This window comes from Enterobacter soli (assembly GCF_964208575.1).
In the GTDB taxonomy this organism is placed as follows: domain Bacteria; phylum Pseudomonadota; class Gammaproteobacteria; order Enterobacterales; family Enterobacteriaceae; genus Enterobacter; species Enterobacter soli_A.
The window spans coordinates 164,523-187,684 of sequence record NZ_CAXOFU010000007.1; the positions used below are offsets into that span (position 1 = coordinate 164,523).

Annotated in this window: 22 protein-coding genes; 8 read left to right on the forward strand and 14 right to left on the reverse strand. The window is 47.5% G+C overall.

Going from position 1 to position 23,162, the window contains the following annotated elements; translation table 11 throughout:
• Position 1 precedes the first annotated feature (1 nt).
• From hisD to hisIE, 7 genes are read left to right on the forward strand one after another with little or no spacing between them, the layout of a single operon-like run.
• Positions 2-1,306, forward strand: a complete 1,305-nt coding sequence (gene hisD, locus AB6V08_RS09745; RefSeq protein ID WP_368542460.1) for a histidinol dehydrogenase — start codon at positions 2-4, stop codon at positions 1,304-1,306.
• On the forward strand, positions 1,303-2,364 hold the full coding sequence (gene hisC / locus AB6V08_RS09750; protein WP_368542461.1) for a histidinol-phosphate transaminase: 1,062 nt from the start codon (positions 1,303-1,305) through the stop codon (positions 2,362-2,364). The genes hisD and hisC overlap by 4 nt, the downstream gene beginning before the upstream one ends.
• Complete coding sequence (gene hisB, locus AB6V08_RS09755) at positions 2,361-3,428, forward strand: bifunctional histidinol-phosphatase/imidazoleglycerol-phosphate dehydratase HisB (RefSeq protein WP_368542462.1); 1,068 nt, start codon at positions 2,361-2,363, stop codon at positions 3,426-3,428. Before hisC ends, hisB begins: the two co-directional genes overlap by 4 nt.
• Positions 3,428-4,018 (forward strand): imidazole glycerol phosphate synthase subunit HisH, encoded by a 591-nt coding sequence (gene hisH, locus AB6V08_RS09760; RefSeq protein ID WP_368542463.1) that lies wholly within the window; start codon positions 3,428-3,430, stop codon positions 4,016-4,018. The genes hisB and hisH overlap by 1 nt, the downstream gene beginning before the upstream one ends.
• Positions 4,018-4,755, forward strand: a complete 738-nt coding sequence (hisA, locus tag AB6V08_RS09765; protein ID WP_368542464.1) for a 1-(5-phosphoribosyl)-5-[(5-phosphoribosylamino)methylideneamino]imidazole-4-carboxamide isomerase — start codon at positions 4,018-4,020, stop codon at positions 4,753-4,755. The genes hisH and hisA overlap by 1 nt, the downstream gene beginning before the upstream one ends.
• The gene (gene hisF, locus AB6V08_RS09770) at positions 4,737-5,513 is read left to right on the forward strand and encodes an imidazole glycerol phosphate synthase subunit HisF (protein ID WP_368542465.1); all 777 of its coding nucleotides are present in this window, start codon (positions 4,737-4,739) and stop codon (positions 5,511-5,513) included. Before hisA ends, hisF begins: the two co-directional genes overlap by 19 nt.
• A complete protein-coding gene (gene hisIE, locus AB6V08_RS09775) occupies positions 5,507-6,118 on the forward strand; it encodes a bifunctional phosphoribosyl-AMP cyclohydrolase/phosphoribosyl-ATP diphosphatase HisIE (protein WP_368542466.1) in 612 nt (203 codons plus the stop codon). Before hisF ends, hisIE begins: the two co-directional genes overlap by 7 nt.
• 39 nt (positions 6,119-6,157) lie before the next feature.
• Here the strand turns inward: hisIE and wzzB are convergent, their stop codons facing one another.
• Positions 6,158-7,138, reverse strand: a complete 981-nt coding sequence (gene wzzB, locus AB6V08_RS09780) for an LPS O-antigen chain length determinant protein WzzB (protein WP_368542467.1) — start codon at positions 7,136-7,138, stop codon at positions 6,158-6,160.
• A 196-nt stretch (positions 7,139-7,334) separates the two neighbouring features.
• On the opposite strand from wzzB, the gene AB6V08_RS09785 reads away from it, so the two are divergent.
• Positions 7,335-8,339: an NAD-dependent epimerase gene (locus AB6V08_RS09785; RefSeq protein ID WP_368542468.1), complete on the forward strand. Its 1,005-nt coding sequence runs from the start codon at positions 7,335-7,337 to the stop codon at positions 8,337-8,339.
• A gap of 50 nt (positions 8,340-8,389) precedes the next feature.
• On the opposite strand, the gene ugd is transcribed toward AB6V08_RS09785, so the two are convergent.
• The 13 genes from ugd to rfbB form a co-directional block, all read right to left on the reverse strand.
• Positions 8,390-9,556, reverse strand: a complete 1,167-nt coding sequence (ugd, locus tag AB6V08_RS09790) for a UDP-glucose 6-dehydrogenase (protein WP_368542469.1) — start codon at positions 9,554-9,556, stop codon at positions 8,390-8,392.
• 252 nt (positions 9,557-9,808) lie between these two features.
• Entirely contained in the window at positions 9,809-11,215 is a 1,407-nt protein-coding gene (gene gndA, locus AB6V08_RS09795) for an NADP-dependent phosphogluconate dehydrogenase (RefSeq protein WP_368542470.1), read from the reverse strand.
• A 177-nt stretch (positions 11,216-11,392) separates the two neighbouring features.
• On the reverse strand, positions 11,393-11,929 hold the full coding sequence (gene rfbC, locus AB6V08_RS09800; protein ID WP_368542471.1) for a dTDP-4-dehydrorhamnose 3,5-epimerase: 537 nt from the start codon (positions 11,927-11,929) through the stop codon (positions 11,393-11,395).
• A 15-nt stretch (positions 11,930-11,944) separates the two neighbouring features.
• The gene (gene wbaP, locus AB6V08_RS09805) at positions 11,945-13,363 is read right to left on the reverse strand and encodes an undecaprenyl-phosphate galactose phosphotransferase WbaP (RefSeq protein WP_368542472.1); all 1,419 of its coding nucleotides are present in this window, start codon (positions 13,361-13,363) and stop codon (positions 11,945-11,947) included.
• An 18-nt stretch (positions 13,364-13,381) separates the two neighbouring features.
• Complete coding sequence (locus AB6V08_RS09810) at positions 13,382-14,299, reverse strand: glycosyltransferase family 2 protein (RefSeq protein ID WP_368542473.1); 918 nt, start codon at positions 14,297-14,299, stop codon at positions 13,382-13,384.
• Entirely contained in the window at positions 14,292-15,398 is a 1,107-nt protein-coding gene (locus tag AB6V08_RS09815; RefSeq protein WP_368542474.1) for a glycoside hydrolase family 99-like domain-containing protein, read from the reverse strand. The genes AB6V08_RS09810 and AB6V08_RS09815 overlap by 8 nt, the downstream gene beginning before the upstream one ends.
• A 51-nt stretch (positions 15,399-15,449) precedes the next feature.
• Positions 15,450-16,358 carry a glycosyltransferase gene (locus AB6V08_RS09820; RefSeq protein ID WP_368542475.1) on the reverse strand — a complete coding sequence of 303 codons (909 nt, stop codon included), beginning with the start codon at positions 16,356-16,358 and terminating at the stop codon, positions 15,450-15,452.
• Positions 16,355-17,572 (reverse strand): O-antigen polymerase, encoded by a 1,218-nt coding sequence (locus AB6V08_RS09825; RefSeq protein WP_368542476.1) that lies wholly within the window; start codon positions 17,570-17,572, stop codon positions 16,355-16,357. The genes AB6V08_RS09820 and AB6V08_RS09825 overlap by 4 nt, the downstream gene beginning before the upstream one ends.
• A gap of 4 nt (positions 17,573-17,576) precedes the next feature.
• Positions 17,577-18,704, reverse strand: a complete 1,128-nt coding sequence (locus AB6V08_RS09830) for a polysaccharide pyruvyl transferase family protein (RefSeq protein WP_368542477.1) — start codon at positions 18,702-18,704, stop codon at positions 17,577-17,579.
• Positions 18,704-19,957: a lipopolysaccharide biosynthesis protein gene (locus tag AB6V08_RS09835; RefSeq protein ID WP_368542478.1), complete on the reverse strand. Its 1,254-nt coding sequence runs from the start codon at positions 19,955-19,957 to the stop codon at positions 18,704-18,706. Before AB6V08_RS09835 ends, AB6V08_RS09830 begins: the two co-directional genes overlap by 1 nt.
• A gap of 62 nt (positions 19,958-20,019) precedes the next feature.
• Positions 20,020-20,901 carry a glucose-1-phosphate thymidylyltransferase RfbA gene (gene rfbA, locus AB6V08_RS09840; RefSeq protein WP_368542479.1) on the reverse strand — a complete coding sequence of 294 codons (882 nt, stop codon included), beginning with the start codon at positions 20,899-20,901 and terminating at the stop codon, positions 20,020-20,022.
• 50 nt (positions 20,902-20,951) lie between these two features.
• Entirely contained in the window at positions 20,952-21,851 is a 900-nt protein-coding gene (gene rfbD, locus AB6V08_RS09845; RefSeq protein ID WP_368542480.1) for a dTDP-4-dehydrorhamnose reductase, read from the reverse strand.
• On the reverse strand, positions 21,851-22,936 hold the full coding sequence (gene rfbB / locus AB6V08_RS09850; protein WP_368542481.1) for a dTDP-glucose 4,6-dehydratase: 1,086 nt from the start codon (positions 22,934-22,936) through the stop codon (positions 21,851-21,853). The genes rfbD and rfbB overlap by 1 nt, the downstream gene beginning before the upstream one ends.
• Positions 22,937-23,162 lie beyond the last annotated feature (226 nt).

Consider the following 23,162-nt stretch of genomic DNA (forward strand, 5'->3'; position numbering starts at 1 on the left):
CATGAGCTTTAACACAATCATCGACTGGAACGCCTGCACAGAAGCGCAGCAGCGTGAGCTGCTGATGCGCCCGGCGATCTCCGCCTCAGAGAGCATCACCCGCACCGTGGCGGAGATCCTCGATAACGTTAAAAACCGCGGCGACGACGCGCTGCGCGAATACAGCGCGAAGTTTGATAAAACCGAGGTTGGCGCGCTGAAAGTGACCGCAGAGGAAATCGAAGAAGCCAGCGGCCGTCTGGGGGATGAGCTCAAGCGGGCGATGGCCGTGGCGGTGAAAAATATCGATACCTTCCACGCCGCGCAAAAGCTGCAAGCGGTGGATGTCGAAACCCTGCCCGGCGTGCGCTGCCAGCAGGTGACGCGCCCGGTGGCCTCCGTCGGCCTCTATATTCCCGGCGGCTCAGCCCCGCTGTTCTCCACCGTCCTCATGCTCGCCACCCCGGCGCGTATCGCCGGATGCGAAAAAGTGGTGCTTTGCTCCCCGCCGCCGATTGCCGATGAAATTCTGTATGCCGCAAAACTGTGCGGCGTGCAGGACGTGTTTAAGGTGGGCGGCGCGCAGGCGATTTCCGCCCTGGCGTTTGGTACGGAATCTATTCCTAAGGTTGATAAAATCTTTGGCCCAGGCAACGCGTTTGTTACCGAAGCCAAGCGCCAGGTCAGCCAGCGTCTGGACGGCGCGGCAATTGATATGCCCGCCGGCCCGTCAGAAGTGCTGGTGATTGCCGACAGCGGCGCAACGCCCGACTTCGTGGCCTCTGACCTGCTCTCTCAGGCAGAGCACGGCCCGGATTCACAGGTGATTCTGCTGACGCCCGATGCCGACATGGCAAAACGCGTGGGCGAAGCCGTTGAGCGCCAGCTGGCTGATTTGCCGCGCGCTGATACCGCGCGTCAGGCGCTGTCTGCCAGCCGCCTCATCGTGGCGCGCGACATCGCGCAGTGTATCGCTATCTCGAACCTGTACGGCCCGGAGCACCTGATCGTTCAGACCCGCAACGCCCGTGAGCTGGTGGACAGCATCACCAGCGCGGGCTCCGTGTTTCTCGGCGACTGGTCCCCGGAATCCGCGGGGGATTACGCGTCCGGCACCAACCACGTTCTGCCGACCTACGGTTATACCTCCACCTGCTCCAGCCTGGGCCTGGCGGATTTCCAGAAGCGCATGACCGTGCAGGAGCTGTCCCGCGACGGTTTTGCCTCGCTGGCTTCGACTATCGAAACCCTGGCCGCGGCAGAACGTCTGACCGCCCACAAAAATGCCGTTACGCTGCGCGTTGCAGCCCTGAAGGAGCAAGCATGAACATTGAAGAACTCGCCCGCGAAAATGTCCGTCGCCTGACGCCCTATCAGTCTGCCCGCCGTCTGGGCGGCAACGGCGACGTCTGGCTGAATGCCAACGAATACCCAACCGCGGTGCAGTTTGAGCTGTCTCAGCAGACGCTGAACCGCTACCCCGAGTGCCAGCCGAAGGCGGTCATTGAAAACTACGCCCGTTACGCCGGGGTAAAGCCTGAGCAGGTGCTGGTCAGCCGCGGCGCCGACGAAGGCATCGAGCTGCTGATCCGCGCCTTCTGCGAGCCGGGCAAAGACGCGGTGATGTACTGCCAGCCAACCTACGGCATGTACAGCGTGAGTGCGGAAACCTTCGGCGTGGCCTGTCGTAACGTGCAGGCGCTGGACGACTGGCAGCTTGATTTACAGGGCATTGCCGACAATCTTGACGGCGTGAAGGTGGTGTTCGTGTGCAGCCCGAATAACCCCACCGGACAGATTATCAACCCGCAGGATATCCGCACCCTGCTGGAGCTGACCCGCGGCAAAGCGCTGGTGGTGGCCGATGAAGCCTATATCGAATTCTGCCCGCAGGCGACGCTGGCGGGCTGGCTCGCCGAGTATCCGCACCTGGTGGTATTGCGCACCCTGTCAAAAGCCTTTGCGCTGGCCGGGCTGCGCTGCGGCTTTACCCTGGCGAATAAAGAGGTGATCGACCTGCTGCTGAAAGTGATCGCCCCGTATCCGCTCTCTACTCCGGTTGCGGATATTGCCGCGCAGGCGCTGACGCCGCAGGGTATCAACGCGATGCGCGACCGCGTGGCGCAGATTCTGGAAGAGCGCCAGTACCTGGTTACCGCGCTGAAAGACATTCCGTGCGTTGAGCAGGTGTTCGACTCGGAAACCAACTACATCCTGGTGCGCTTTACCGCTTCAAGCGCCGTATTTAAATCTCTGTGGGATCAGGGCATTATCTTACGAGATCAAAACAAACAACCATCCTTAAGCGGCTGCCTGCGTATCACCGTGGGCACCCGCGCAGAGAGCCAGCGCGTTATTGACGCCCTGAAAGCGGAGAAAGTATGAGCCAGAAGTACCTTTTCATCGATCGTGACGGCACTATCATTTCAGAGCCACCAGCCGATTTTCAGGTCGATCGTTTCGACAAGCTGGCCTTTGAACCCGACGTCATTCCGGTTCTGCTTAAGCTGCAAAAAGCCGGCTTTAAGCTGGTGATGATCACCAACCAGGACGGTCTGGGGACGGACAGCTTCCCGCAGGCTGACTTCGACGGCCCGCACAATCTGATGATGCAAATCCTCACCTCTCAGGGCGTGGTGTTTGACGAAGTGCTGATTTGTCCGCACCTGCCGGCCGACGAGTGCGACTGCCGCAAGCCAAAAGTGAAGCTGGTTGAGCGCTACCTGGCGGAAGAGGCGCTGGATAAAGCCAACAGCTATGTGATTGGCGATCGCGCCACCGACATCACCCTCGCCGAAAACATGGGGATTGCGGGCCTGCGCTATAGCCAGGCGGCTCTCAACTGGGCGCAGATTGGCGAGCAGCTGACCAAACGCGATCGTTATTCTCACGTTGAGCGCATTACCAAAGAAACGCAGATCGACGTTAAGGTGTGGCTGGATCGCGAAGGCAGCAGCAAGATCCACACCGGCGTGGGCTTCTTTGATCACATGCTGGATCAGATTGCCACCCACGGCGGCTTCCGCATGGAGATTGCCGTAAAAGGCGATCTGTACATTGACGATCACCACACCGTAGAAGATACCGGGCTGGCGCTGGGCGAAGCGCTCAAGCTGGCGCTGGGAGATAAACGCGGTATTAACCGTTTTGGCTTTGTGCTGCCGATGGACGAGTGCCTGGCGCGCTGCGCAATGGACATCTCCGGGCGTCCGCACCTGGAATATAAAGCAGACTTCACCTACCAGCGCGTGGGCGATCTGAGCACCGAAATGGTTGAACACTTCTTCCGTTCCCTCTCCTACACCATGGGCCTGACGCTGCACCTGAAAACCAAAGGCAAGAACGATCACCACCGCGTGGAGAGCCTGTTCAAAGCCTTTGGCCGAACCCTGCGTCAGGCGATCCGTGTGGAAGGTGATGCCCTGCCCTCGTCTAAAGGAGTGCTGTAATGAACGTGGTGATTCTGGATACCGGATGCGCCAACCTGAACTCCGTCAAATCGGCGATTTTACGCCACGGCTACGAGCCCGCCGTGAGCCGCGATCCGGACGTGGTGCTGCGCGCAGACAAACTCTTTTTACCCGGCGTGGGAACCGCACAGGCGGCGATGGATCAGATCCACGAGCGCGAGCTGGTTAACCTGATCAAAGCCTGCACCCAGCCGGTGCTGGGCATTTGCCTGGGGATGCAGCTTCTCGGTCGCCGTAGCGAAGAGAGCAACGGCGTGGATCTGCTGGATATTATCGAGCAGGACGTGCCCAAAATGACCGACCACGGCCTGCCGCTGCCGCACATGGGCTGGAACCGCGTTTATCCAAAAGCGGGCGACAGGCTGTTTCGCGGTATCGACGACGGCGCGTATTTTTATTTCGTCCACAGCTACGCCATGCCGGTCAACCCGTACACCATTGCCCAGTGCAACTACGGCGAGCCGTTTACCGCCGCGGTGCAGAAAGATAATTTCTTCGGCGTGCAGTTCCACCCGGAACGCTCGGGTGCCGCAGGCGCGCAGCTGCTGAAAAACTTCCTGGAGATGTGATGATTATTCCTGCTTTAGATTTAATTGACGGCACGGTCGTGCGGCTCCACCAGGGGGATTACGCCCAGCAGCGCGACTACGGCAACGATCCCCTGCCGCGCCTGCAGGACTACGCCGCGCAGGGCGCGGAGGTGCTGCACCTGGTTGACCTCACCGGGGCGAAAGATCCGGCTAAGCGCCAGATCCCGCTGCTGAAAAAACTGGTTGCTGGCGTTGATGTGCCCGTACAGGTCGGCGGCGGCGTGCGCACCGAAGAGGACGTCGCCGCCCTGCTTGATGCAGGCGTGGCGCGGGTTGTCGTCGGCTCGACCGCGGTGAAGGATCCCGAGAAGGTGAAAGGCTGGTTCCGCCGCTTTGGCGCGGACGCACTGGTGCTGGCGCTGGACGTGCGCATCGACGATAAGGGCACTAAGCAGGTCGCAGTGAGCGGCTGGCAGGAAAACTCCGGCGTGACGCTGGAGGAGCTGGTCGATATCTATCTGCCGGTCGGCCTGAAGCACGTGCTTTGCACGGACATCTCCCGCGACGGGACGCTGGCGGGCTCGAATGTCTCGCTGTATGACGAAGTGTGCGCGCGTTATCCGCAGGTGGCATTCCAGTCATCGGGCGGCATTGGCGATCTGGCCGACATTGCCGCGCTGCGCGGGACAGGCGTGCGCGGCGTGATTGTCGGACGCGCCCTTCTCGAAGGAAAATTTACTGTGTCGGAGGCGATTCAATGCTGGCAAAACGGATAATCCCTTGTCTTGACGTGCGCGATGGCCAGGTGGTTAAAGGCGTGCAGTTCCGTAATCACGAAATTATTGGCGATATCGTCCCGCTGGCAAAACGCTATGCCGATGAAGGCGCGGACGAGCTGGTGTTTTACGATATCACCGCGTCAAGCGACGGCCGCGTGGTGGATAAAAGCTGGGTCGCGCGCGTGGCGGAAGTGATTGATATCCCCTTCTGCGTGGCGGGCGGCATCAAGTCTGCGGAAGACGCGGCAAAAATTCTCTCTTTCGGCGCGGATAAAATTTCCATTAACTCTCCGGCGCTGGCCGACCCAGAGCTGATTACCCGCCTGGCGGATCGTTTTGGCGTGCAGTGCATCGTGGTGGGTATCGACACCTGGTTTGACGCGGCCACCGGCAAGTATCACGTCAATCAATATACCGGAGACGAAAGCCGCACGCGTGTCACCCAGTGGGAGACGCTCGACTGGGTGCAGGAAGTGCAAAAGCGCGGCGCGGGTGAAATCGTACTGAACATGATGAACCAGGACGGCGTGCGTAACGGCTACGACCTGGAGCAGCTGCGAAAAGTGCGCGCGGTGTGCCACGTGCCGCTGATTGCCTCCGGCGGTGCGGGAACAATGGAGCACTTCCTGGAAGCCTTCCGCGACGCCAACGTCGACGGCGCGCTGGCGGCGTCCGTGTTCCACAAGCAAATTATTAATATTGGCGAGTTAAAAACGTACCTGGCAGACCAGGGCGTGGAGATAAGGGTATGTTAACAGAGCAACAACAGGCGCAGCTGGACTGGGAAAAAACTGACGGATTACTGCCAGTGGTTGTACAACATGCCGTTTCAGGCGAAGTCCTGATGCTGGGCTATGTGAACCCGGAAGCCTTAGCCAAAACCGTCGAGACCGGTAAAGTCACCTTCTTCTCGCGCACCAAACAGCGCCTGTGGACCAAAGGTGAAACCTCCGGCCATTTCCTGAACGTGGTCAGCATTACCCCTGACTGCGATAACGATACCCTGCTCATTCTGGCTAACCCGATTGGCCCAACCTGCCACAAAGGCACCAGCAGCTGCTTTGGCGAGGCAAGCCACCAGTGGCTGTTCCTGTATCAGCTTGAACAGCTGTTAGCGGAGCGTAAAACGGCTGACCCGGCAAGTTCGTACACCGCGAAGCTGTACGCCAGCGGCACCAAGCGTATTGCGCAGAAAGTGGGTGAAGAAGGCGTTGAAACGGCGCTGGCGGCGACGGTGCATGACCGGGAAGAGTTGACTAACGAGGCGTCGGACCTGATGTATCACCTGCTGGTGCTGCTGCAGGATCAGGAGCTTGATTTGACTGCGGTTATTGAGAACCTTCGAAAGCGTCACCAATAAAAAAAGACCGGGGAAACCCGGTCTTTTTTTGTCTGCTGATTAGGATTTTGGCTGGTAGTTGCGCAGGGCGTTGCGTCCGAGGACGACACCAGAGCCGATAATGCCGCCGAGGATGATTGCCAGAATCATGGTCAACACACGTTTCGGGCTGTCACGTTTGATTGGCAGATCGGGCTTCATGACATAGCGATATGCATGAATAGTTGTTGGCGCGACATTCAAATTCTCAATGTCGAAAAGGTTCTGTTTTGTCTGATAGTAGGTTGCAGGAAATACCAGCGGTCGAGTGGACTCATTCTGTACCATCGAATTTAACGCATCGGTCCCTAGCAGGAACATGGTTTCCTGAGTAACATCTTGAGTCTGCTGCAGCTGCGGCTCGGTAATCTTTGCCGCTTGAGCCACTTTTAGCGACTCAACAATTTGCTTAATACGCAAATCCTTTTGTTCCTGGGACACTTTTTCCTGATTCTGAAGGGAGTCGTTGAGCATCTTAATTTGCTCTTTGATATTATCCTTGAGATCTACGCTCAATTCTTGCGCAATTTGCTCATCAATTTGCTGAATATACTGTGCGAGCTGTTTCTGTGCACTTTCAGCGCTTTCTCCAACATAGCTGACATTCAACGGCAAGAACTGTCCTTTTACAGCAGATTCGATAGTCAATTTTTCAGGTTCTTGCTGATTATCGAGCGTTTGCGAAAGTGCAGCGAATGAGGAGTTGAAACGACTAATAACGCGAGCCTGTACGTCCCCCACCGAGGGTGCGGCAGAGCCATAAACGATATTCAGCGCGTTATTATAGGTTGCTATTTGAGCGGCATCAGGCTGAGTAATAATAGCAGTGGAAGTCCATTTTTCCTTTGCTATCAATAAATAAGCACCTGCAAGCACAACTGCGATAAGTATACACGCTGCAATAGTCCGTTTACCGCGCCAAAGTTGGAGAACTAAATCAATCAAATCGATTTGCTCGTGATCATCGCTTCTGCTGACCACGTTATTGTTGTTCTGCGTCATACAATCCTTAACAGGCAAAAAGCAAAAAAATAAAATATTGTTTGTATAGTTTATCGCGTACTGCCGATTTTTCTATAAGAATCCTATGAGTTATCCCAGAACAGGCGAAGTTTTGCTTAGCAGGCACTTAGCGGTATGATGCACACCATCTTTTGCGCACCGCGCATCGCGATATTTGTTACTGAAGAGGATTGGTATGAAATTTTTGGTCACCGGAGCCGCGGGTTTTATTGGCTTTCACGTCAGCGAAAGACTTCTCAAGGCAGGCCATCAGGTTGTGGGTATCGATAATCTGAACGACTACTACGACGTCAGTCTTAAGCAAGCCCGACTGGACCTCCTGGCATCTGAGAATTTTACGTTCCGCAAACTCGATCTGTCAGATAACGCAGGTATGGCCTCGCTCTTTGCAAACGAGAAGTTTGACCGGGTGATCCACCTTGCTGCTCAAGCGGGCGTTCGTTATTCCATTGAAAATCCTCATGTGTATGCTGAATCCAACCTGGTGGGTCACCTGAATATTCTTGAGGGCTGCCGCCATAATAAGGTGCAGCATCTGGTGTATGCCTCCTCGAGTTCGGTGTATGGTCTGAACCGCAAAATGCCCTTCTCTACCGATGATTCGGTAGATCACCCGGTCTCGCTGTATGCCGCCACCAAAAAAGCGAACGAACTGATGGCGCATACCTACTCCCATCTCTACGGTTTGCCAACCACTGGCCTGCGATTCTTTACCGTGTACGGCCCATGGGGACGTCCAGATATGGCGCTGTTTAAATTCACCAAAGCGATGATCGAAGGCAAAAGCATCGACGTGTACAACTACGGCAAGATGAAGCGCGACTTCACCTATATTGATGACATCGTCGAGGGAATTATTCGTCTTCAGGACGTTATTCCGCAGCCGAATCCCGAGTGGACCGTTGAAACCGGTTCTCCTGCCACCAGCTCTGCGCCATACCACATTTACAATATCGGCAATAGCGAGCCGGTGGAGCTGATGGACTACATCACCGCTCTGGAAGACGCTTTAGGCAGCGAAGCGGAAAAAAACATGATGCCCGTGCAGCCCGGTGACGTACTGGAGACCAGCGCAGACACCAGGCCTTTGTATGAGGCGGTCGGCTTCAAGCCAAAAACCTCGGTTAAAGAAGGGGTTAAAAACTTCGTGGACTGGTATCGAAATTACTACAACGTCTAAAACAAAAAAGCCCGGCTATGCCGGGCTTTTTTACACCAAAACGACGGTTATCAGTCGCTGCCAAACAGATCGCGGGTGTAGACCTTATCCGCCACGTCCGCCAGCTCGTCCGCCATTCGGTTGGAGATGATCACGTCAGCTTCTTTCTTGAACGCATCCAGATCGCGAACCACGCGCGAGTGGAAGAACTCATCTTCCTTCATTGCTGGCTCGTAAATCACAACCTGCACACCTTTCGCCTTGATACGCTTCATGATCCCCTGAATGGATGAGGCGCGGAAGTTATCCGAGCCGCTCTTCATAATCAGACGATACACGCCCACGACTTTCGGCTGGCGCGCCAGAATAGAATCAGAAATAAAGTCTTTGCGGGTACGGTTAGCGTCAACAATCGCTGAAATCAGGTTGTTTGGCACCGCCTGATAGTTTGCCAGCAGCTGCTTGGTATCTTTAGGCAGACAGTAGCCACCGTAGCCAAATGATGGGTTGTTGTAATGGTTGCCAATGCGCGGATCGAGGCAAACGCCTTCGATGATCTGACGTGTGTTCAGACCCAGGCTTTCTGCATAGCTGTCCAGCTCATTGAAATAAGCCACGCGCATCGCCAGATAGGTGTTGGCGAAAAGTTTGATGGCTTCGGCTTCGGTAGAGTCGGTAAACAGCACCGCGATATCTTTCTTAACAGCACCTTCCTGCAACAGCGCAGCAAAACGCTCAGCGCGTTCAGAACGCTCACCGATCACAATGCGGGACGGGTGCAGGTTATCATATAACGCCCTTCCCTCACGCAGGAATTCCGGCGAGAAGAAGACATTATCAATACCCAGCTTTTCCTTAATGGATTTGGTGAAGCCCACGGGAATGGTGGATTTAATAATCATCACCGCGTTTGGGTTGATCGCCGTAACGTCATTGATCACCGCTTCGACGCTGGAAGTGTTGAAGTAGTTGGTTTTCGGATCGTAATCGGTCGGCGTGGCGATGATGACATAATCCGCGTTGCGGTAAGCATCTTCTTTGTCCGTCGTTGCACGGAAATTCAGCTCTTTATTGGAAAGATATTCCTGAATCTCCTTATCAACAATCGGGGAGATCTTCTGATTAAGCATGTCCACTTTCGCCTGAACGATATCGAGCGCGACCACTTCATGGTTCTGCGCGATGAGGATACCGTTTGAAAGACCGACATAGCCTGTTCCGGAGATTGCTATTTTCATTCGTTCAACTTCTTCAAGTATGAGTGTCAGGTGGCGCGAATGCACCGCCGCGATAAACAACTGTTGAGGTTTTTACCTCTTAAGTTTATCGGCTGTCAAGGCGAATGCCTTGCTACAGGAATGCGATAATTTAGTGGTTTATTCTGCATTTAACGCGCTCGTCTGGGCGAAGCAAGTCATCATGGGGACGGAGCAATAAAAAAAGCCCGGTGAATTTCACCGGGCCCTGCTATCGGACTGGTTTAAATCAGATTAATCCAGCCACTCGGTGTGGAACACGCCGTCTTTATCAGTGCGTTTATAGGTGTGCGCACCGAAGTAGTCACGCTGTGCCTGAATCAGGTTTGCAGGCAGAACGGCAGCACGGTAGCTGTCGTAGTACGCCACAGCAGCGGAGAAGGTCGGAACCGGAATACCGTTCTGAACCGCATAAGCAACCACATCACGCAGCGCCTGCTGGTATTCATCAGCAATTTTCTTGAAGTACGGTGCCAGCAGCAGGTTTGCGATACCCGCATTTTCAGCGTAAGCATCGGTAATTTTCTGCAGGAACTGCGCACGAATGATGCAGCCCGCGCGGAAGATCTTCGCGATTTCGCCGTAGTTCAGCTCCCAGTTATTCTCGTCGGACGCTGCGCGCAGCTGAGAGAAGCCCTGTGCATAGGACACGATCTTACCGAGATACAGCGCACGGCGCACTTTCTCCACGAACTCCGCTTTATCACCAGCTGGTTTAGCCTGCGGACCAGACAGTACTTTGGATGCTGCTACACGCTGCTCTTTCAGAGAAGAGATGTAGCGTGCAAATACGGATTCAGTGATCAGAGACAGCGGCTCGCCCAGATCCAGAGAGCTCTGGCTGGTCCATTTACCGGTACCTTTGTTCGCCGCTTCATCCAGGATCACATCAACCAGGTATTTACCCTCTTCATCTTTCTTAGTGAAGATATCTTTGGTGATGTCGATCAGGTAGCTGTTCAGCTCGCCCTTGTTCCATTCAGTGAAGGTTTCCGCCAGCTCTTCGTTGGTCAGGTTCAGGCCACCTTTCAGCAGGGAATAGGCTTCTGCGATCAGCTGCATGTCACCATACTCGATGCCGTTGTGAACCATCTTCACGTAATGACCCGCACCGTCAGCACCGATGTAGGTCACGCACGGCTCGCCATCTTCAGCGACCGCGGCAATTTTGGTCAGGATTGGTGCTACCAGCTCATACGCTTCTTTCTGGCCGCCAGGCATGATGGATGGGCCTTTCAGCGCACCCTCTTCACCACCGGACACACCGGTACCGATGAAGTTGAAGCCTTCAGCAGACAGTTCACGGTTACGACGAATGGTGTCCTGGAAGAAGGTGTTACCGCCATCAATGATGATGTCGCCCTTATCCAGATAAGGTTTCAGGGAATCGATGGCAGCATCAGTACCTGCGCCCGCTTTCACCATTAACAGGATACGACGAGGCGTTTCCAGGGACTCAACGAACTCTTTAACCGTGTAGAAAGGAACCAGCTTCTTGCCCGGGTTTTCGGCAATCACTTCTTCAGTTTTTTCACGGGAGCGGTTGAAAACGGAGACGGTATAACCACGGCTTTCGATGTTGAGCGCCAGGTTGCGCCCCATCACTGCCATACCGACAACGCCGATCTGTTGCTTGGACATTACATACTCCTGTCAGGTGTGGTCACCGCGAACGATTGCGCGGCTTGAATGTTTTAGGAATGTTAACTCAGAAATTACCAAATCGGTAGCACGATACCATTAAAGATCAAACGTGAGGTTTTACGGGTAACATCCCAAAGCGATTTGCTCTTAGCAAATCGCTTATCTTTAACGCTGTTAAAGGAATAACTCCTTAAAAGTTTTCCCATTTTTATCCTTCTCAGATAATTGAGGGTTTTCAATATTCCACTCAATATTCAGGAAAGGATCATTCCAAAGCAGACAACCTTCAGAAGTTGGATCATAGTAATCAGTGCATTTATATTCAAAATCAGCAACATCAGACAAGACGACAAAACCGTGCGCAAGTCCGGGTGGAACCCAGAATTGTTTTTTGTTTTCTTCACTCAATAAAACACCTTGCCATGCACCAAATGTTGGCGAATCTTTTCGAATATCAACAGCAACATCCAGAACTTCACCTCTGACAACGCGAACTAATTTTCCTTGGGGATTATTTCGCTGGAAGTGCAATCCGCGCAGAACACCTTGAGATGAGCGAGAATGATTATCCTGAACAAAATCGAGATCGATATTTAACATTTCTTTGTAACGATCTTTCTGGAAAGTTTCGAGGAAGAAACCACGATGATCGCCGAAAACTTTAGGCTCAATAATTTTTGCATCGATAATTTTTGTATCAATAATATTCATAAAAACTCACTATTATTAGTAGGCGCCATCTCGTTTGAGTACAACGTTTACGGTTTTAAACAAAATGGCTATATCATTCCAAAGTGACCAATTTTTAACGTACCATGCATCAAAATAGACGCGGGTTTCATAATCGATATCATTTCGACCGCTAACCTGCCACAGTCCAGTCATTCCCGGTTTGGCCATTAAATAATAGTCAACGTCCTCGCTATAGCGGATCAGCTCATCATGAACGATAGGTCTAGGCCCCACCAGACTCATTTCACCTTTTAAGACATTAAACAGCTGTGGAAGCTCATCAAGGCTTGATTTCCGAATAAAATGACCGATTTTGGTAATGCGAGGATCGTCTTTTAATTTAAAATCTTTCTCCCACTCTTTTCGGGCATTCTCATCTTTTGCAAGTAGTTCATTAAGCACTTCTTGAGAATTAAGGATCATCGACCTAAATTTCAAGCATTTAAAGCGCTTACCGTTTCGTCCAATGCGCTCATGCCCGTAGATGGCTGGGCCGCCATCTTTTTTCACCTGAAGATAGAGATAAGCAAGAAGTGGGGAAGCAACAAGAATAATGGCTAGCGAACCAAAAATATCAAAAGCTCTTTTAGCAAATCGTGAGGTCCGCTTAGCCAAATTGTTGTTTACCCTCAAGATCATCACCTCATGGCTGAATATAAAGGCCATATCAGTGCCATAAAGCGGTAATCCACGAATTGTTGGGATAACTGAGACATAACGGAATTTATGTTTTGAAAGCTTTTTGATCCAAGTATTTCTTATTTCAATTTGCTCTGACTCAACGGCGATAATAAACTGGGTAAATTTGTTAACCGTATCTTTTATTTTATTGATATCCATATCAATAATTGGGCATCCCAACATTTCTTTTTCTGTACTATCTCCTATAAAGCAAGTAACTTTATACCCAAGGTTTTTTTCACTATTTATTGCCAAATAAGCATCACGAGCATTTTTCCCACACCCGATTATGATTGTGTCACGTTTCCACAATCCAAGTTTATCCAGTATATTACGTGTAACGGAACGTCCTAATGGAATCAGGATGAATGCAAACATCCAGGTGAACACCCAGAGATAGCGGGAGAAATGCCATTTCGAAAAGGCATTTATTGCGAGTTCAATGATTGCAAATATCAGCAGCGTTCTTAGTATCTCCTTTAACTCAAACCAAAATGGCTTGCGATAGGAGTAATGTCGCAGTCTGATCCAAAACCAACCAACACAGATCACACTTAAAATAGAGTGCGTTGCAACTTTATCGTTGAATTCGTCTTGCGGTATAAATGCCGGAAGATTATTAAAGAGATATTCAATAAGATATATTGATATACCGAAAGAAAAAAGCAACAAAAATAAGTCAACTGAGGCATTGGCTATTTTGCCAACAGTGAGCTTCACATTGATTTTCATATTAATCCCGCAAGATATTCATTTCCAATATTTTTTATGCATACTGAATTTCTTCGATAAAGATAAAGGTAATCGCTTATATCTTTTTCCTAACTGATATCCCAGGAATTTAGCACCGTTATTGATAAATGCCTGAATCAAATAGAGCGGTTGTCTTTTTAAAACAAATCTCATTTCAGATAAAATGAACTTCTTACCCTCACCACCCGCTCCGCCGAAATCACGTCTGATCCAGCTTTGTTCCTGATGGAAGACACCAATGTCAAAATATCGCGAAAATTCATCAATAGCAGTGTAGTTATGTGAATGTTTTGCCACGGCATTCGCAGCATATCCAACCTTATAACCTGCTGAGAGTGCATTAGCTGCAAAAAGCATATCTTCACACAGGATAGTATTCTCTGCAAAACCGCCTAACTTTTCAAAAAGAGCGACACGATAAGCAGAAAACGAATTGGACATAAACACAGCCTTAATGCCTAACGGTTTACTGCTTTCCTTTGAAACAACATAACTTCGATCGGAATAGTTAAAATGTCTGGCATGGCGGGCAATGACATTCGCGTCATCGTGCGGGATTTGTTTACCGTAAATCGCAGCCAGTTGAGCATCAGCATCAAACATTGCAATCATGTTTTCAATGGATTCGGCATCGTTAAGGATCGCATCCTGTGTCATGAAAAATACGATATCGCTAGACGAAGCTAGTTGCCGCAGACCAAGATTACGGGTACCGCCGTGATTAAAATCACATGAATTAATACCCAACACGCTAAACCCCATTTCATTAGCGATGCCAACGGTATCGTCTTTTGAGCCAGAATCGATAACAAGAACGTCGCCAGAAAAATAATTACGTATGCTCGCTGCAGATTTCTTCCAGATATCACCACCGTTGTAGGTAGGGACAACCATAGCGACTCTGAGGTTACTCATGTTTATTTTTCACCTTTTTGGTCTGCTCCAAGAACGCATTACCATTTTGTAGGTCGGGTTCCAGATGGCAGCCTTCAGCCCATTCATTCCATGCATTAATGAATACGAATGACTCACTAAGTCCATTTGAGGCGGAGAACTTGCTTGCTTCATCCAGCCAATAGCCATAGCTCTCCGGCTCATCATTTTGAATTACTGTTGGGGTTGCCCGTCTGGCGGAGTTATCCCAGCTAGGGAATACGGCGGGGATCACTTTTTGCGGTTTTTTTGCATAGCTTTCAACAATATTATCCACCATATGTTTATAAGAAATCTTATTAACGGCAGAGGCATTGCGTTTGAGGTATTGGAAAAGAGCGTTAGGTAAAATGCTACGAGCAGTATCAACCAGGAATTGCTCTTTGGTTTTTACGGACGGGAAATCAATTCTGTTTGGCTGAAAATCAACAACTGCATCAAAATTATGTTTGAAGATTTCCTCATAGCTACTCGTCACAAAACCATTTTTAACACAGATGAAATAAATGGATTCAAGACCATTTTCCTTCGCTTTTTCATTCCAGGTATGAATGAAATTATCAATATCGGGAATGTGATCATATCTATAGAGCAGGAACACCGGCTTACCATCAACTTTGATATAACGGTCGTCTTTTAAGAAAGGTAACAAGTATTCAAAGTGCTCTAATGCATCTTGTTCTGTATAATCTTGCTTGATCAAGACTTCGCGCTCCATTCCATCCCACGCGCGAGTCCAGTTCTCATTAGCCCAGCAGATGCAGAACGGTAAATCGGGCTCTTTATCTTTCAAGACAGCTTCTAATGGCTTTTCAAGTAACAGATGCCCGTTGAACCAATAGTGATAGTAACAAAAGCCGTCAATACCATATTCTTTTGCTAGTGCCGCCTGACGAATACGAGTTTCGGGAACACGTAAGTCATAGAAACCCATAGTCGTTGGAATGTGTGGCTGATTATGCCCTTTAAAACGAGGTTTAGATTTTGAAACGTTAAACCATTCAGTAAACCCCTCTCCCCACCATTCATTATTTTCTTTTACGGGATGATATTGAGGCAGATAAAATGCAATATATTTCATACACACGTCCATTTAACTTAAAAGCGTAATAATTAAGCTCAGTAAAATAATTTATATTCTATTTGTCAAAAACGAATAGACTAGTGAAAGGTTATTTGCTAGAGACTGGCGGTAAATTTTTTTGTTCATAATCAAACTTAAAAAGCGGAACATCTTGCGCTTTTCCAAGGTTTCTATAAACATGTATAATTTATTACTATCAACCTTAGTCAACATTCCACCGCACACTCGCTGATATTCATGTAACTGACAAAGTAAGGGAGGGTACTTACTTTTTTTCGGTTTTTTGAATTTCTGCACGATGTCGGAAAAAGTTTTCTTCATTCCTGCGACATTGTCTCCGTGCTGTCTGTACTTAATACGCGACTCACGATCAAAATAGATTGAACCCGTACTTACCATGACCAGATAAAACCACCAGTCATGCATTACGATTCGATTGGTTGCAGGCAAGTTTGATTTTATCTGGCGAAAAGCCTCAGCATTAAGCACACAAGTACATCCCGTCACAACATTCTCGACTAAAGCATTCGAGAGCGTAAGATTTTTTTCAGGATAAGGAGACCGAAACTGAAATTGCAGTGAAGCATCTACAACATTGAGTGTAGAGCAGTACATTACTGCACCTTTATAGTCTTTGATACACTTTATTGCATGGCTTATTTTATCTGTTTCCCAGAAATCATCCTGATCGCAAAAAGCATAATAGTTATATTTCCCTGTGTCTACCTGCTGCATCAAATCAAAAAAACTGGCTACAACGCCAAGATTGCTGCCCTCAATCAGTTTAATATTTCTATGCTTTAACTGATAATTCTTAATAATTTCTAGAGTATTATCACTAGAGCCATCGTCGCGAATAAGAATATCAGGATGCCCTTCCAATACTAATAGGCTATCAAGTTGCTCACAAAGATACTTATCGCCATTGTAAGTCGACATTAATATTACACTATTCATTTCATTCCTGAATTAATTAACCGCGTATTCTTGCGTCTCTTCTTTGAGAGCAGTGGATAAAATAACATTAAGGATAATGACGCATAAACAAGCATATTAGAGAATGTGCATAGGACTAATAATATTGTACAAATTGAAAATTGGACATAAAAAAATGAATTCTTGGGACACATTTGCAAAAAAAATAATGGAGTTGCTATCATCAGCATCAACATTATTATCGGCCCATACCAGCCGATAAAAACAAACGAATCCGCAAAAATAGTCCCTACAGTTAAGAAATCGATCACTCGTGCTAAAGGAGAATTCTCTTCATCATAGCCGAATAGAGTGGCAACCCTTTTTCCAACGACGTCCGGCAGAACCTCATAAACGACGAACTTCAGACCGCCGGACTCTTCTCGGTGATTTTCATATTCATTTATCGTGTTCTGGAAATTAGCCATTGGTGAGCTAATATACAAATATGCCCAATACAATGGAGAAAGTGACTGTTGTTGCGTAAATACTGAGTCAGCCTCTGTAGCGCGCATTATATTTTCAACAGTGAAGTTTTCATCACCTGTTTGAGCTTTGGTACGTAAGTCACCCGCGAGACCAAAAACATACATTAGTAAAAGTGCGCTAACGGTGATCTTGGCTATCTTTTTAAAACTTATTTTCCTGTACAACACAAACAAGAAAAGAAAATTCAAAATGCAAAAAACAATATAACTTCGATACATCAAAAGCATGAAGAGACACAGACAAACACCAGATGCGATAAAACTTCTCTTTTTTCGATATATCAGATAATCAAAATATGATTTAATGCAGTAAAACGTTGTAAGTGATGTAAATATGACATGCACACCAGGGAAAGTAAAATCACGGTAATCGTATAGATTACCGCGAATCATCTCGATAAGTGGTATTTTTCCGTTATAAAGAACCTCAACAACAAAAAACGACACAATCAATATTATTGGTTTATAACTAAACCGAAAATTATTTTGTTCGTTTGCAATCGCATTTTTTGAGTTTCTAAACCAAGTTCTGATTACAGGATTCATAACGCACCCCATAAAAAGAAATATTCCACAACTTCCTAATATAAACAGAAGCAGAAAACCGGAGACATCAGGATAGATACCCGAGAATTGAAAGCAATATAATAGAAAGCTAAAAAACAACGCTATACAAACTATAAAATAGCAATTGGACAGTATTCTCATATACTCACCGATTGTATAGATCAATGAAGTCCATTGGCTTCGATGCCATTCTTTTTAAGAACTCATGATCTTCTTTGTACAGATTACTTACGACACTGTCATTTAAAAGAGTTTTGAATTTATTATTATCATAATTTAACAAATCGATGTTTTGAGAAAGAATGCCAGCGTATCGGCAACACTCTTTCATTTTGTTTTCGTAGGCGAGACTAATGACTTTAGTTTGATTCTTAACAGCCAAAACGACACCATGATAGCGCATGCTTACAACTAGCTCAGAATTATTTACCCTTTCGTCGTATTTGAAGAAGCTGTCAACACCACCATCGATATAGGCTTTAGCTGCATGATTCTCCAGATGATCTTTAACCATATTCAGGAAGGTAGATTCTGCTTCGGATGAATAAAGATGCGGGAGAATTCGGATAGTATAACCTTCTCTGTTTGCAAACTCCGCAATAGCAGGCAAGATTTGTTCTTTTAACATATCGCCATCATTGCTGCTTCTGAAGTCAACATGCCAGTTACTTAACTGCGTTGGGATAAAAGTGAGAATTTTATTTTCTGTAAGCTCTTTTTGCTGTCTTGGAAGCAAAAACGCCGTATCAACACCCAAAGTTGAATTGATATTTTTGGTTCTCAGAAAATCAAACGATCTTTTCTCACGAACAAACATGATACATTTCTTCAGTACTCTTCTCGAAAGCCAGTTGAAGATTTTACTGTTGCTCTCACCAACGGTATTAAGATGGAAAAGGACATTAGGATTAGCCATTCTCGCTACAATAACGTTAGCCAGATAAGTCCAATCTTTATAAATACCAATATTGGCGCCGCCTGGTGAAACAAAAATAAAATCATATAGCTTTGAAAGTTCTTTTAATTTCTTGAAATATCCCTCACGACCAAGCATAAACAGTTTGAATTCTTTTACGAGAGTATCTCGGGATACATTCAGACTATCATAATGTGTAACTTTCTCATGCTCAAATGGGATTTTTGTACCGTTCTTGTTCCAGATGTAAGTAATGGCTACTTCATGACCTCTATTGACCAACTCAGATACCAGTGCATACCCAGCAGCATCATCACCAAAATTATTAGTATGTTGGTTAATAATTAAAACTTTCATTACACAGTCTCACTTAATTTTTTATCGTTTAGATTTAATATAGAAATTAGCATTGTTGGTATGCGCAAAAACCATACAAAGAAACTTAATTCAGGTAACTGGCATTTAATCAAAATAAATGATGCTATTGCGAATACAGGAAGCGTTAATGTTTGAATAAACAATATCCTTTTATGATTACCTAACGCCTGCCCAATAGTCATCACCAGCATTGTGAAACAATTTAGAGCGGTAAAAAATGATATGATATAAAAAATAACTTTCAGCTTTTCATCGATTCCCACACTAAATAAAGCTGAGAAAATGGTCTCATTAAATATCATTAACACCAGTACAAATAGCAGTGATATAGAAATACTAACTGAGAGATAAATTTTTAAGTTAAGAAATTTTACAAGTTTCCCGCGAATATGATGATATGCACCAGAACTAAAATATTGAAATATGACCCCTGCTAATATACCAGGGATAGCATAGCTTTTTATCACCATCTCGGAAAAAGCGACATAGTTAACAAGCTCTATGCCAGAATAATACTTAAGAGCAAGGAAACGATCCCAGTACAAGAATGCGATTCCCAATAAACTAGCTATACCTACTGAAAAACTAAAACTGTAAAACTCTCGTGCTGAGCAATGAGCGTATTCATTGGTGACAGAATTATTTTTTGTGCTGTTCTTTAGCGCATAGGCCAGCAGTAAAAGCAAAAGAGTGAGCCTTGATAACAAGACGGAAGACGCTAATACGTAGTCGATGCTGACATTATACTGAGCTAAAACAACCGGCATGCCATAGGTTATCATGTTACCGATATTTTTCGCTATTGAGCTCTCTTTAAATCCACCTACGCCTTCGATGTAACCTGATAGTGGAAATGTGACAAATGATGCCAATATTATGAGAAGCCCCAACATTTGTACATAGCGAGGCATGACATCTAAATTATAGCCATTACCAAACTGTTTCCATACTGAATAAATTAAAAACAGTAATACCAAAACCACCAGCAAATAAGTATAAGCAATCTTAAATATTTTCTTTGCGTCTTTTTTACTGCTAATAAATTTACTTACCCCTCTGCTCACGCCACAATCAGAAAGGTTTACTACCCCTAAAATTGTCCATAGGAATAAAAAATATGACACGTGAGTGATGGAGTAGCTTTTTAATATCAGAGGAACCGAAACAATAGAAATAATAATACTTGATATTGTGCCAGCGCCTACCCACGAAACGTTTTTTATAAAGCTCATGTGCCATTACTCAAAAAAACAAAATCAACATCCAACGACATGGATGTTGATTTAATTAGGACTTATAACTTACCGTCTACGAGTCTTAATAAATATTCACCATATTTATTTTTAGACAATACCTTAGCCAGACTACGAACCTGCTCGGCATCAATAAACCCTTTGCGATAGGCAATCTCTTCCGGACAGGATACTTTCAGACCCTGTCGCTCTTCAATGGTCGCGATAAAGTTACTCGCTTCAATCAGACTCTGGTGAGTACCGGTATCCAGCCATGCATATCCGCGGCCCATCATGGCAACAGAGAGTCGTCCCTGCTCCAGATAGATACGGTTAATGTCTGTAATTTCCAGTTCGCCACGTGCGGAGGGTTTCAGATTTTTCGCCATTTCCACTACATCGTTGTCGTAGAAATACAGACCGGTTACGGCGTAATTGCTTTTTGGCTCAGTGGGCTTTTCTTCAAGGCTAATAGCCGTGCCGTCTTTGTCAAACTCCACGACACCGTAACGCTCAGGATCATTTACATGATATGCGAAGACGGTTGCGCCCTCACCTTTAGTGATTGCAGTTTCGAGTTGTTTAGGCAGATCGTGGCCATAGAAGATGTTGTCACCCAGCACCAGCGCACAGCTATCTTCACCGATAAATTCTTCACCAATAATAAATGCCTGTGCCAGCCCATCAGGACTTGGCTGCACTTTATATTGAAGATTCAAGCCCCACTGGCTACCATCGCCGAGCAGCTGCTCAAAGCGAGGGGTATCCTGCGGTGTACTGATGATCAAGATATCTTTAATACCCGCCAGCATCAGCGTGGAGAGCGGGTAATAAATCATCGGTTTGTCGTAGATTGGCAGCAGTTGCTTACTGACCGCCATTGTTACCGGATACAAACGAGTGCCGGAGCCACCGGCAAGAATAATACCTTTACGCGTAGTCATTTTTTTCTCTATAAATACAAAATGCCCATAAATGGGCATTTATTTTGATTTTAAACTGATTGAGCAGTAAATAACTCAGCGAGCATACGTTTAACGCCCACTTCCCATGACGGTAAGACCAGCCCGAAATTGCGCTGGAATTTTTCTGTATTCAGACGTGAGTTATGCGGACGACGAGCCGGAGTTGGATAAGCCGAGGTCGGAACCGGATTGAGCTTCTCAATGGCCAGCTCAATACCTGCATGACGGGCTTCTTCAAACACCAATGCGGCATAGTCGTACCAGGTCGTCGTGTTAGAAGCCACCAGATGATATAGCCCAGCTACTTCGGGTTTATTCACAGCAACACGAATAGCGTGAGCGGTACAGTCAGCCAGTAATTCTGCACCTGTCGGGGCCCCAACCTGATCGTTAATAACAGAGAGCTCTTGACGTTCTTTCGCAAGACGCAGCATGGTTTTGGCGAAATTATTACCTTTGCCAGCGTACACCCAGCTGGTACGGAAAATCAGATGGTTAGGGCAATGCGCCTGCAATGCTTTTTCACCATCAAGCTTTGTTTGTCCATAGACATTCAATGGATCGGTGGCATCAGTTTCTTCCCACGGTTTTTCACCATTGCCAGGGAAGACATAGTCCGTTGAATAGTGAACAACCCAGGCTCCAATTCTGGCCGCTTCCTTCGCAATTGCTTCCACGCTTGTGGCATTTAACAACTGTGCAAATTCTGGCTCAGATTCGGCTTTATCAACTGCGGTATGCGCTGCCGCGTTCACAATAACATCGGGCTTGATGCTACGCACCGTTTGCGCAATGCCTTCCGGATTACTGAAATCACCACAATAATCTTTAGAATGCACATCGAGAGCGATAACGTTACCGAGCGGAGCCAGGGCGCGCTGAAGTTCCCAGCCCACCTGTCCTGTCTTACCGAAAAGCAGAATATTCATTACTTACGCTCTCCGTAATTCTGCTCAATCCAGCTTTTGTACGCGCCGCTTTTCACATTATTAACCCAGTCCTGATTGGTTAGGTACCATTCAACGGTTTTCCGGATACCACTTTCAAAGGTTTCTTCCGGTTTCCACCCCAGCTCTTCACTAATTTTGTGCGCATCAATTGCATAACGACGGTCGTGACCTGGACGGTCAGCAACATAGGTAAGCTGGTCGCGATAGGAACCTTCTTTCGGCACGATTTCATCAAGAAGATCGCAGATGGTATGCACTACTTCCAGGTTCTGTTTTTCATTATGACCACCGATGTTATAAGTCTCTCCAGGTTTACCCTGTGTCACAACGGTGTAGAGTGCACGCGCATGATCTTCAACATACAGCCAGTCGCGGATCTGATCGCCTTTGCCATAGATTGGCAGTGCTTTTCCATCCAGCGCATTAAGAATAACCAGCGGGATAAGTTTTTCAGGGAAGTGATATGGACCGTAGTTGTTGGAGCAGTTAGTCACAATCGTCGGGAAACCATAGGTGCGTAGCCATGCGCGAACCAGATGGTCACTGGACGCTTTAGACGCGGAGTATGGGCTGCTCGGTGCATAAGCCGTTGTTTCAGTGAACAATGGCAATTCGGCGGAAGCAGGATGTTCATCCGGATGCGGCAAGTCGCCGTAAACTTCATCCGTAGAAATATGGTGGAAACGGAACGCGGATTTCGCGCTATCAGACAATGCTGACCAGTAAGCGCGGGCCGCTTCCAGCAGAACGTAGGTTCCTACAATATTTGTTTCAATAAAGGCAGCAGGGCCCGTGATTGAGCGGTCAACGTGGCTTTCAGCAGCGAGATGCATAACAGCATCAGGTTTATGCGCTGCAAAAATACGTTCCATCGCGGTTTTATCACAGATATTGGCCTGTTCAAAGGCGTAACGTTCGTTGCTGCTGACTTCAGCAAGCGACTCCAGGTTACCGGCGTAAGTCAGCTTATCAACGTTAACCACCTCGTCCTGAGTATTATTAATAATATGTCGTACGACCGCCGAGCCGATAAAACCGGCACCACCTGTAACTAGAATTTTCACGTTGTCTATTCCGCTTTATTGAATAAATCGAGAGATTGATGTTCCTGATTCTTCCCGAAAATGCGAGCTGAATGCAGAAATATGCACGCTACCGCCCCTGGCTTAAAGCTACCAGTGCACTTGCATACATTCAAAATGTGAGGAAGTTTTACGGCCAAAAAATGGACAGATTACGCTTAGGGGTAAGCCGTAAAACGGGTACTAATTGTTATCGTTATTGAGCCCG

Excerpts from the sequence above, each read along its gene's own strand:
- gndA (WP_368542470.1), bottom strand. The coding sequence starts at position 11,215 with ATGTCCAAGCAACAGATCGGCGTTGTCGGTATGGCAGTGATGGGGCGC.
- AB6V08_RS09835 (WP_368542478.1), bottom strand. The coding sequence starts at position 19,957 with ATGAGCTTTATAAAAAACGTTTCGTGGGTAGGCGCTGGCACAATATCA.
- rfbD (WP_368542480.1), bottom strand. The coding sequence starts at position 21,851 with ATGAATATTCTGCTTTTCGGTAAGACAGGACAGGTGGGCTGGGAACTT.
- AB6V08_RS09785 (WP_368542468.1), top strand. The coding sequence starts at position 7,335 with ATGAAATTTTTGGTCACCGGAGCCGCGGGTTTTATTGGCTTTCACGTC.
- wzzB (WP_368542467.1), bottom strand. The coding sequence starts at position 7,138 with ATGACGCAGAACAACAATAACGTGGTCAGCAGAAGCGATGATCACGAG.
- wbaP (WP_368542472.1), bottom strand. The coding sequence starts at position 13,363 with ATGAAAATCAATGTGAAGCTCACTGTTGGCAAAATAGCCAATGCCTCA.
- AB6V08_RS09830 (WP_368542477.1), bottom strand. The coding sequence starts at position 18,704 with ATGAAAGTTTTAATTATTAACCAACATACTAATAATTTTGGTGATGAT.
- hisC (WP_368542461.1), top strand. The coding sequence starts at position 1,303 with ATGAACATTGAAGAACTCGCCCGCGAAAATGTCCGTCGCCTGACGCCC.
- rfbC (WP_368542471.1), bottom strand. The coding sequence starts at position 11,929 with ATGAATATTATTGATACAAAAATTATCGATGCAAAAATTATTGAGCCT.
- hisD (WP_368542460.1), top strand. The coding sequence starts at position 2 with ATGAGCTTTAACACAATCATCGACTGGAACGCCTGCACAGAAGCGCAG.
- AB6V08_RS09820 (WP_368542475.1), bottom strand. The coding sequence starts at position 16,358 with ATGAATAGTGTAATATTAATGTCGACTTACAATGGCGATAAGTATCTT.
- hisH (WP_368542463.1), top strand. The coding sequence starts at position 3,428 with ATGAACGTGGTGATTCTGGATACCGGATGCGCCAACCTGAACTCCGTC.
- hisIE (WP_368542466.1), top strand. The coding sequence starts at position 5,507 with ATGTTAACAGAGCAACAACAGGCGCAGCTGGACTGGGAAAAAACTGAC.
- hisF (WP_368542465.1), top strand. The coding sequence starts at position 4,737 with ATGCTGGCAAAACGGATAATCCCTTGTCTTGACGTGCGCGATGGCCAG.
- hisA (WP_368542464.1), top strand. The coding sequence starts at position 4,018 with ATGATTATTCCTGCTTTAGATTTAATTGACGGCACGGTCGTGCGGCTC.
- AB6V08_RS09810 (WP_368542473.1), bottom strand. The coding sequence starts at position 14,299 with ATGAGTAACCTCAGAGTCGCTATGGTTGTCCCTACCTACAACGGTGGT.
- AB6V08_RS09815 (WP_368542474.1), bottom strand. The coding sequence starts at position 15,398 with ATGAAATATATTGCATTTTATCTGCCTCAATATCATCCCGTAAAAGAA.
- rfbA (WP_368542479.1), bottom strand. The coding sequence starts at position 20,901 with ATGACTACGCGTAAAGGTATTATTCTTGCCGGTGGCTCCGGCACTCGT.
- ugd (WP_368542469.1), bottom strand. The coding sequence starts at position 9,556 with ATGAAAATAGCAATCTCCGGAACAGGCTATGTCGGTCTTTCAAACGGT.
- hisB (WP_368542462.1), top strand. The coding sequence starts at position 2,361 with ATGAGCCAGAAGTACCTTTTCATCGATCGTGACGGCACTATCATTTCA.
- AB6V08_RS09825 (WP_368542476.1), bottom strand. The coding sequence starts at position 17,572 with ATGAGAATACTGTCCAATTGCTATTTTATAGTTTGTATAGCGTTGTTT.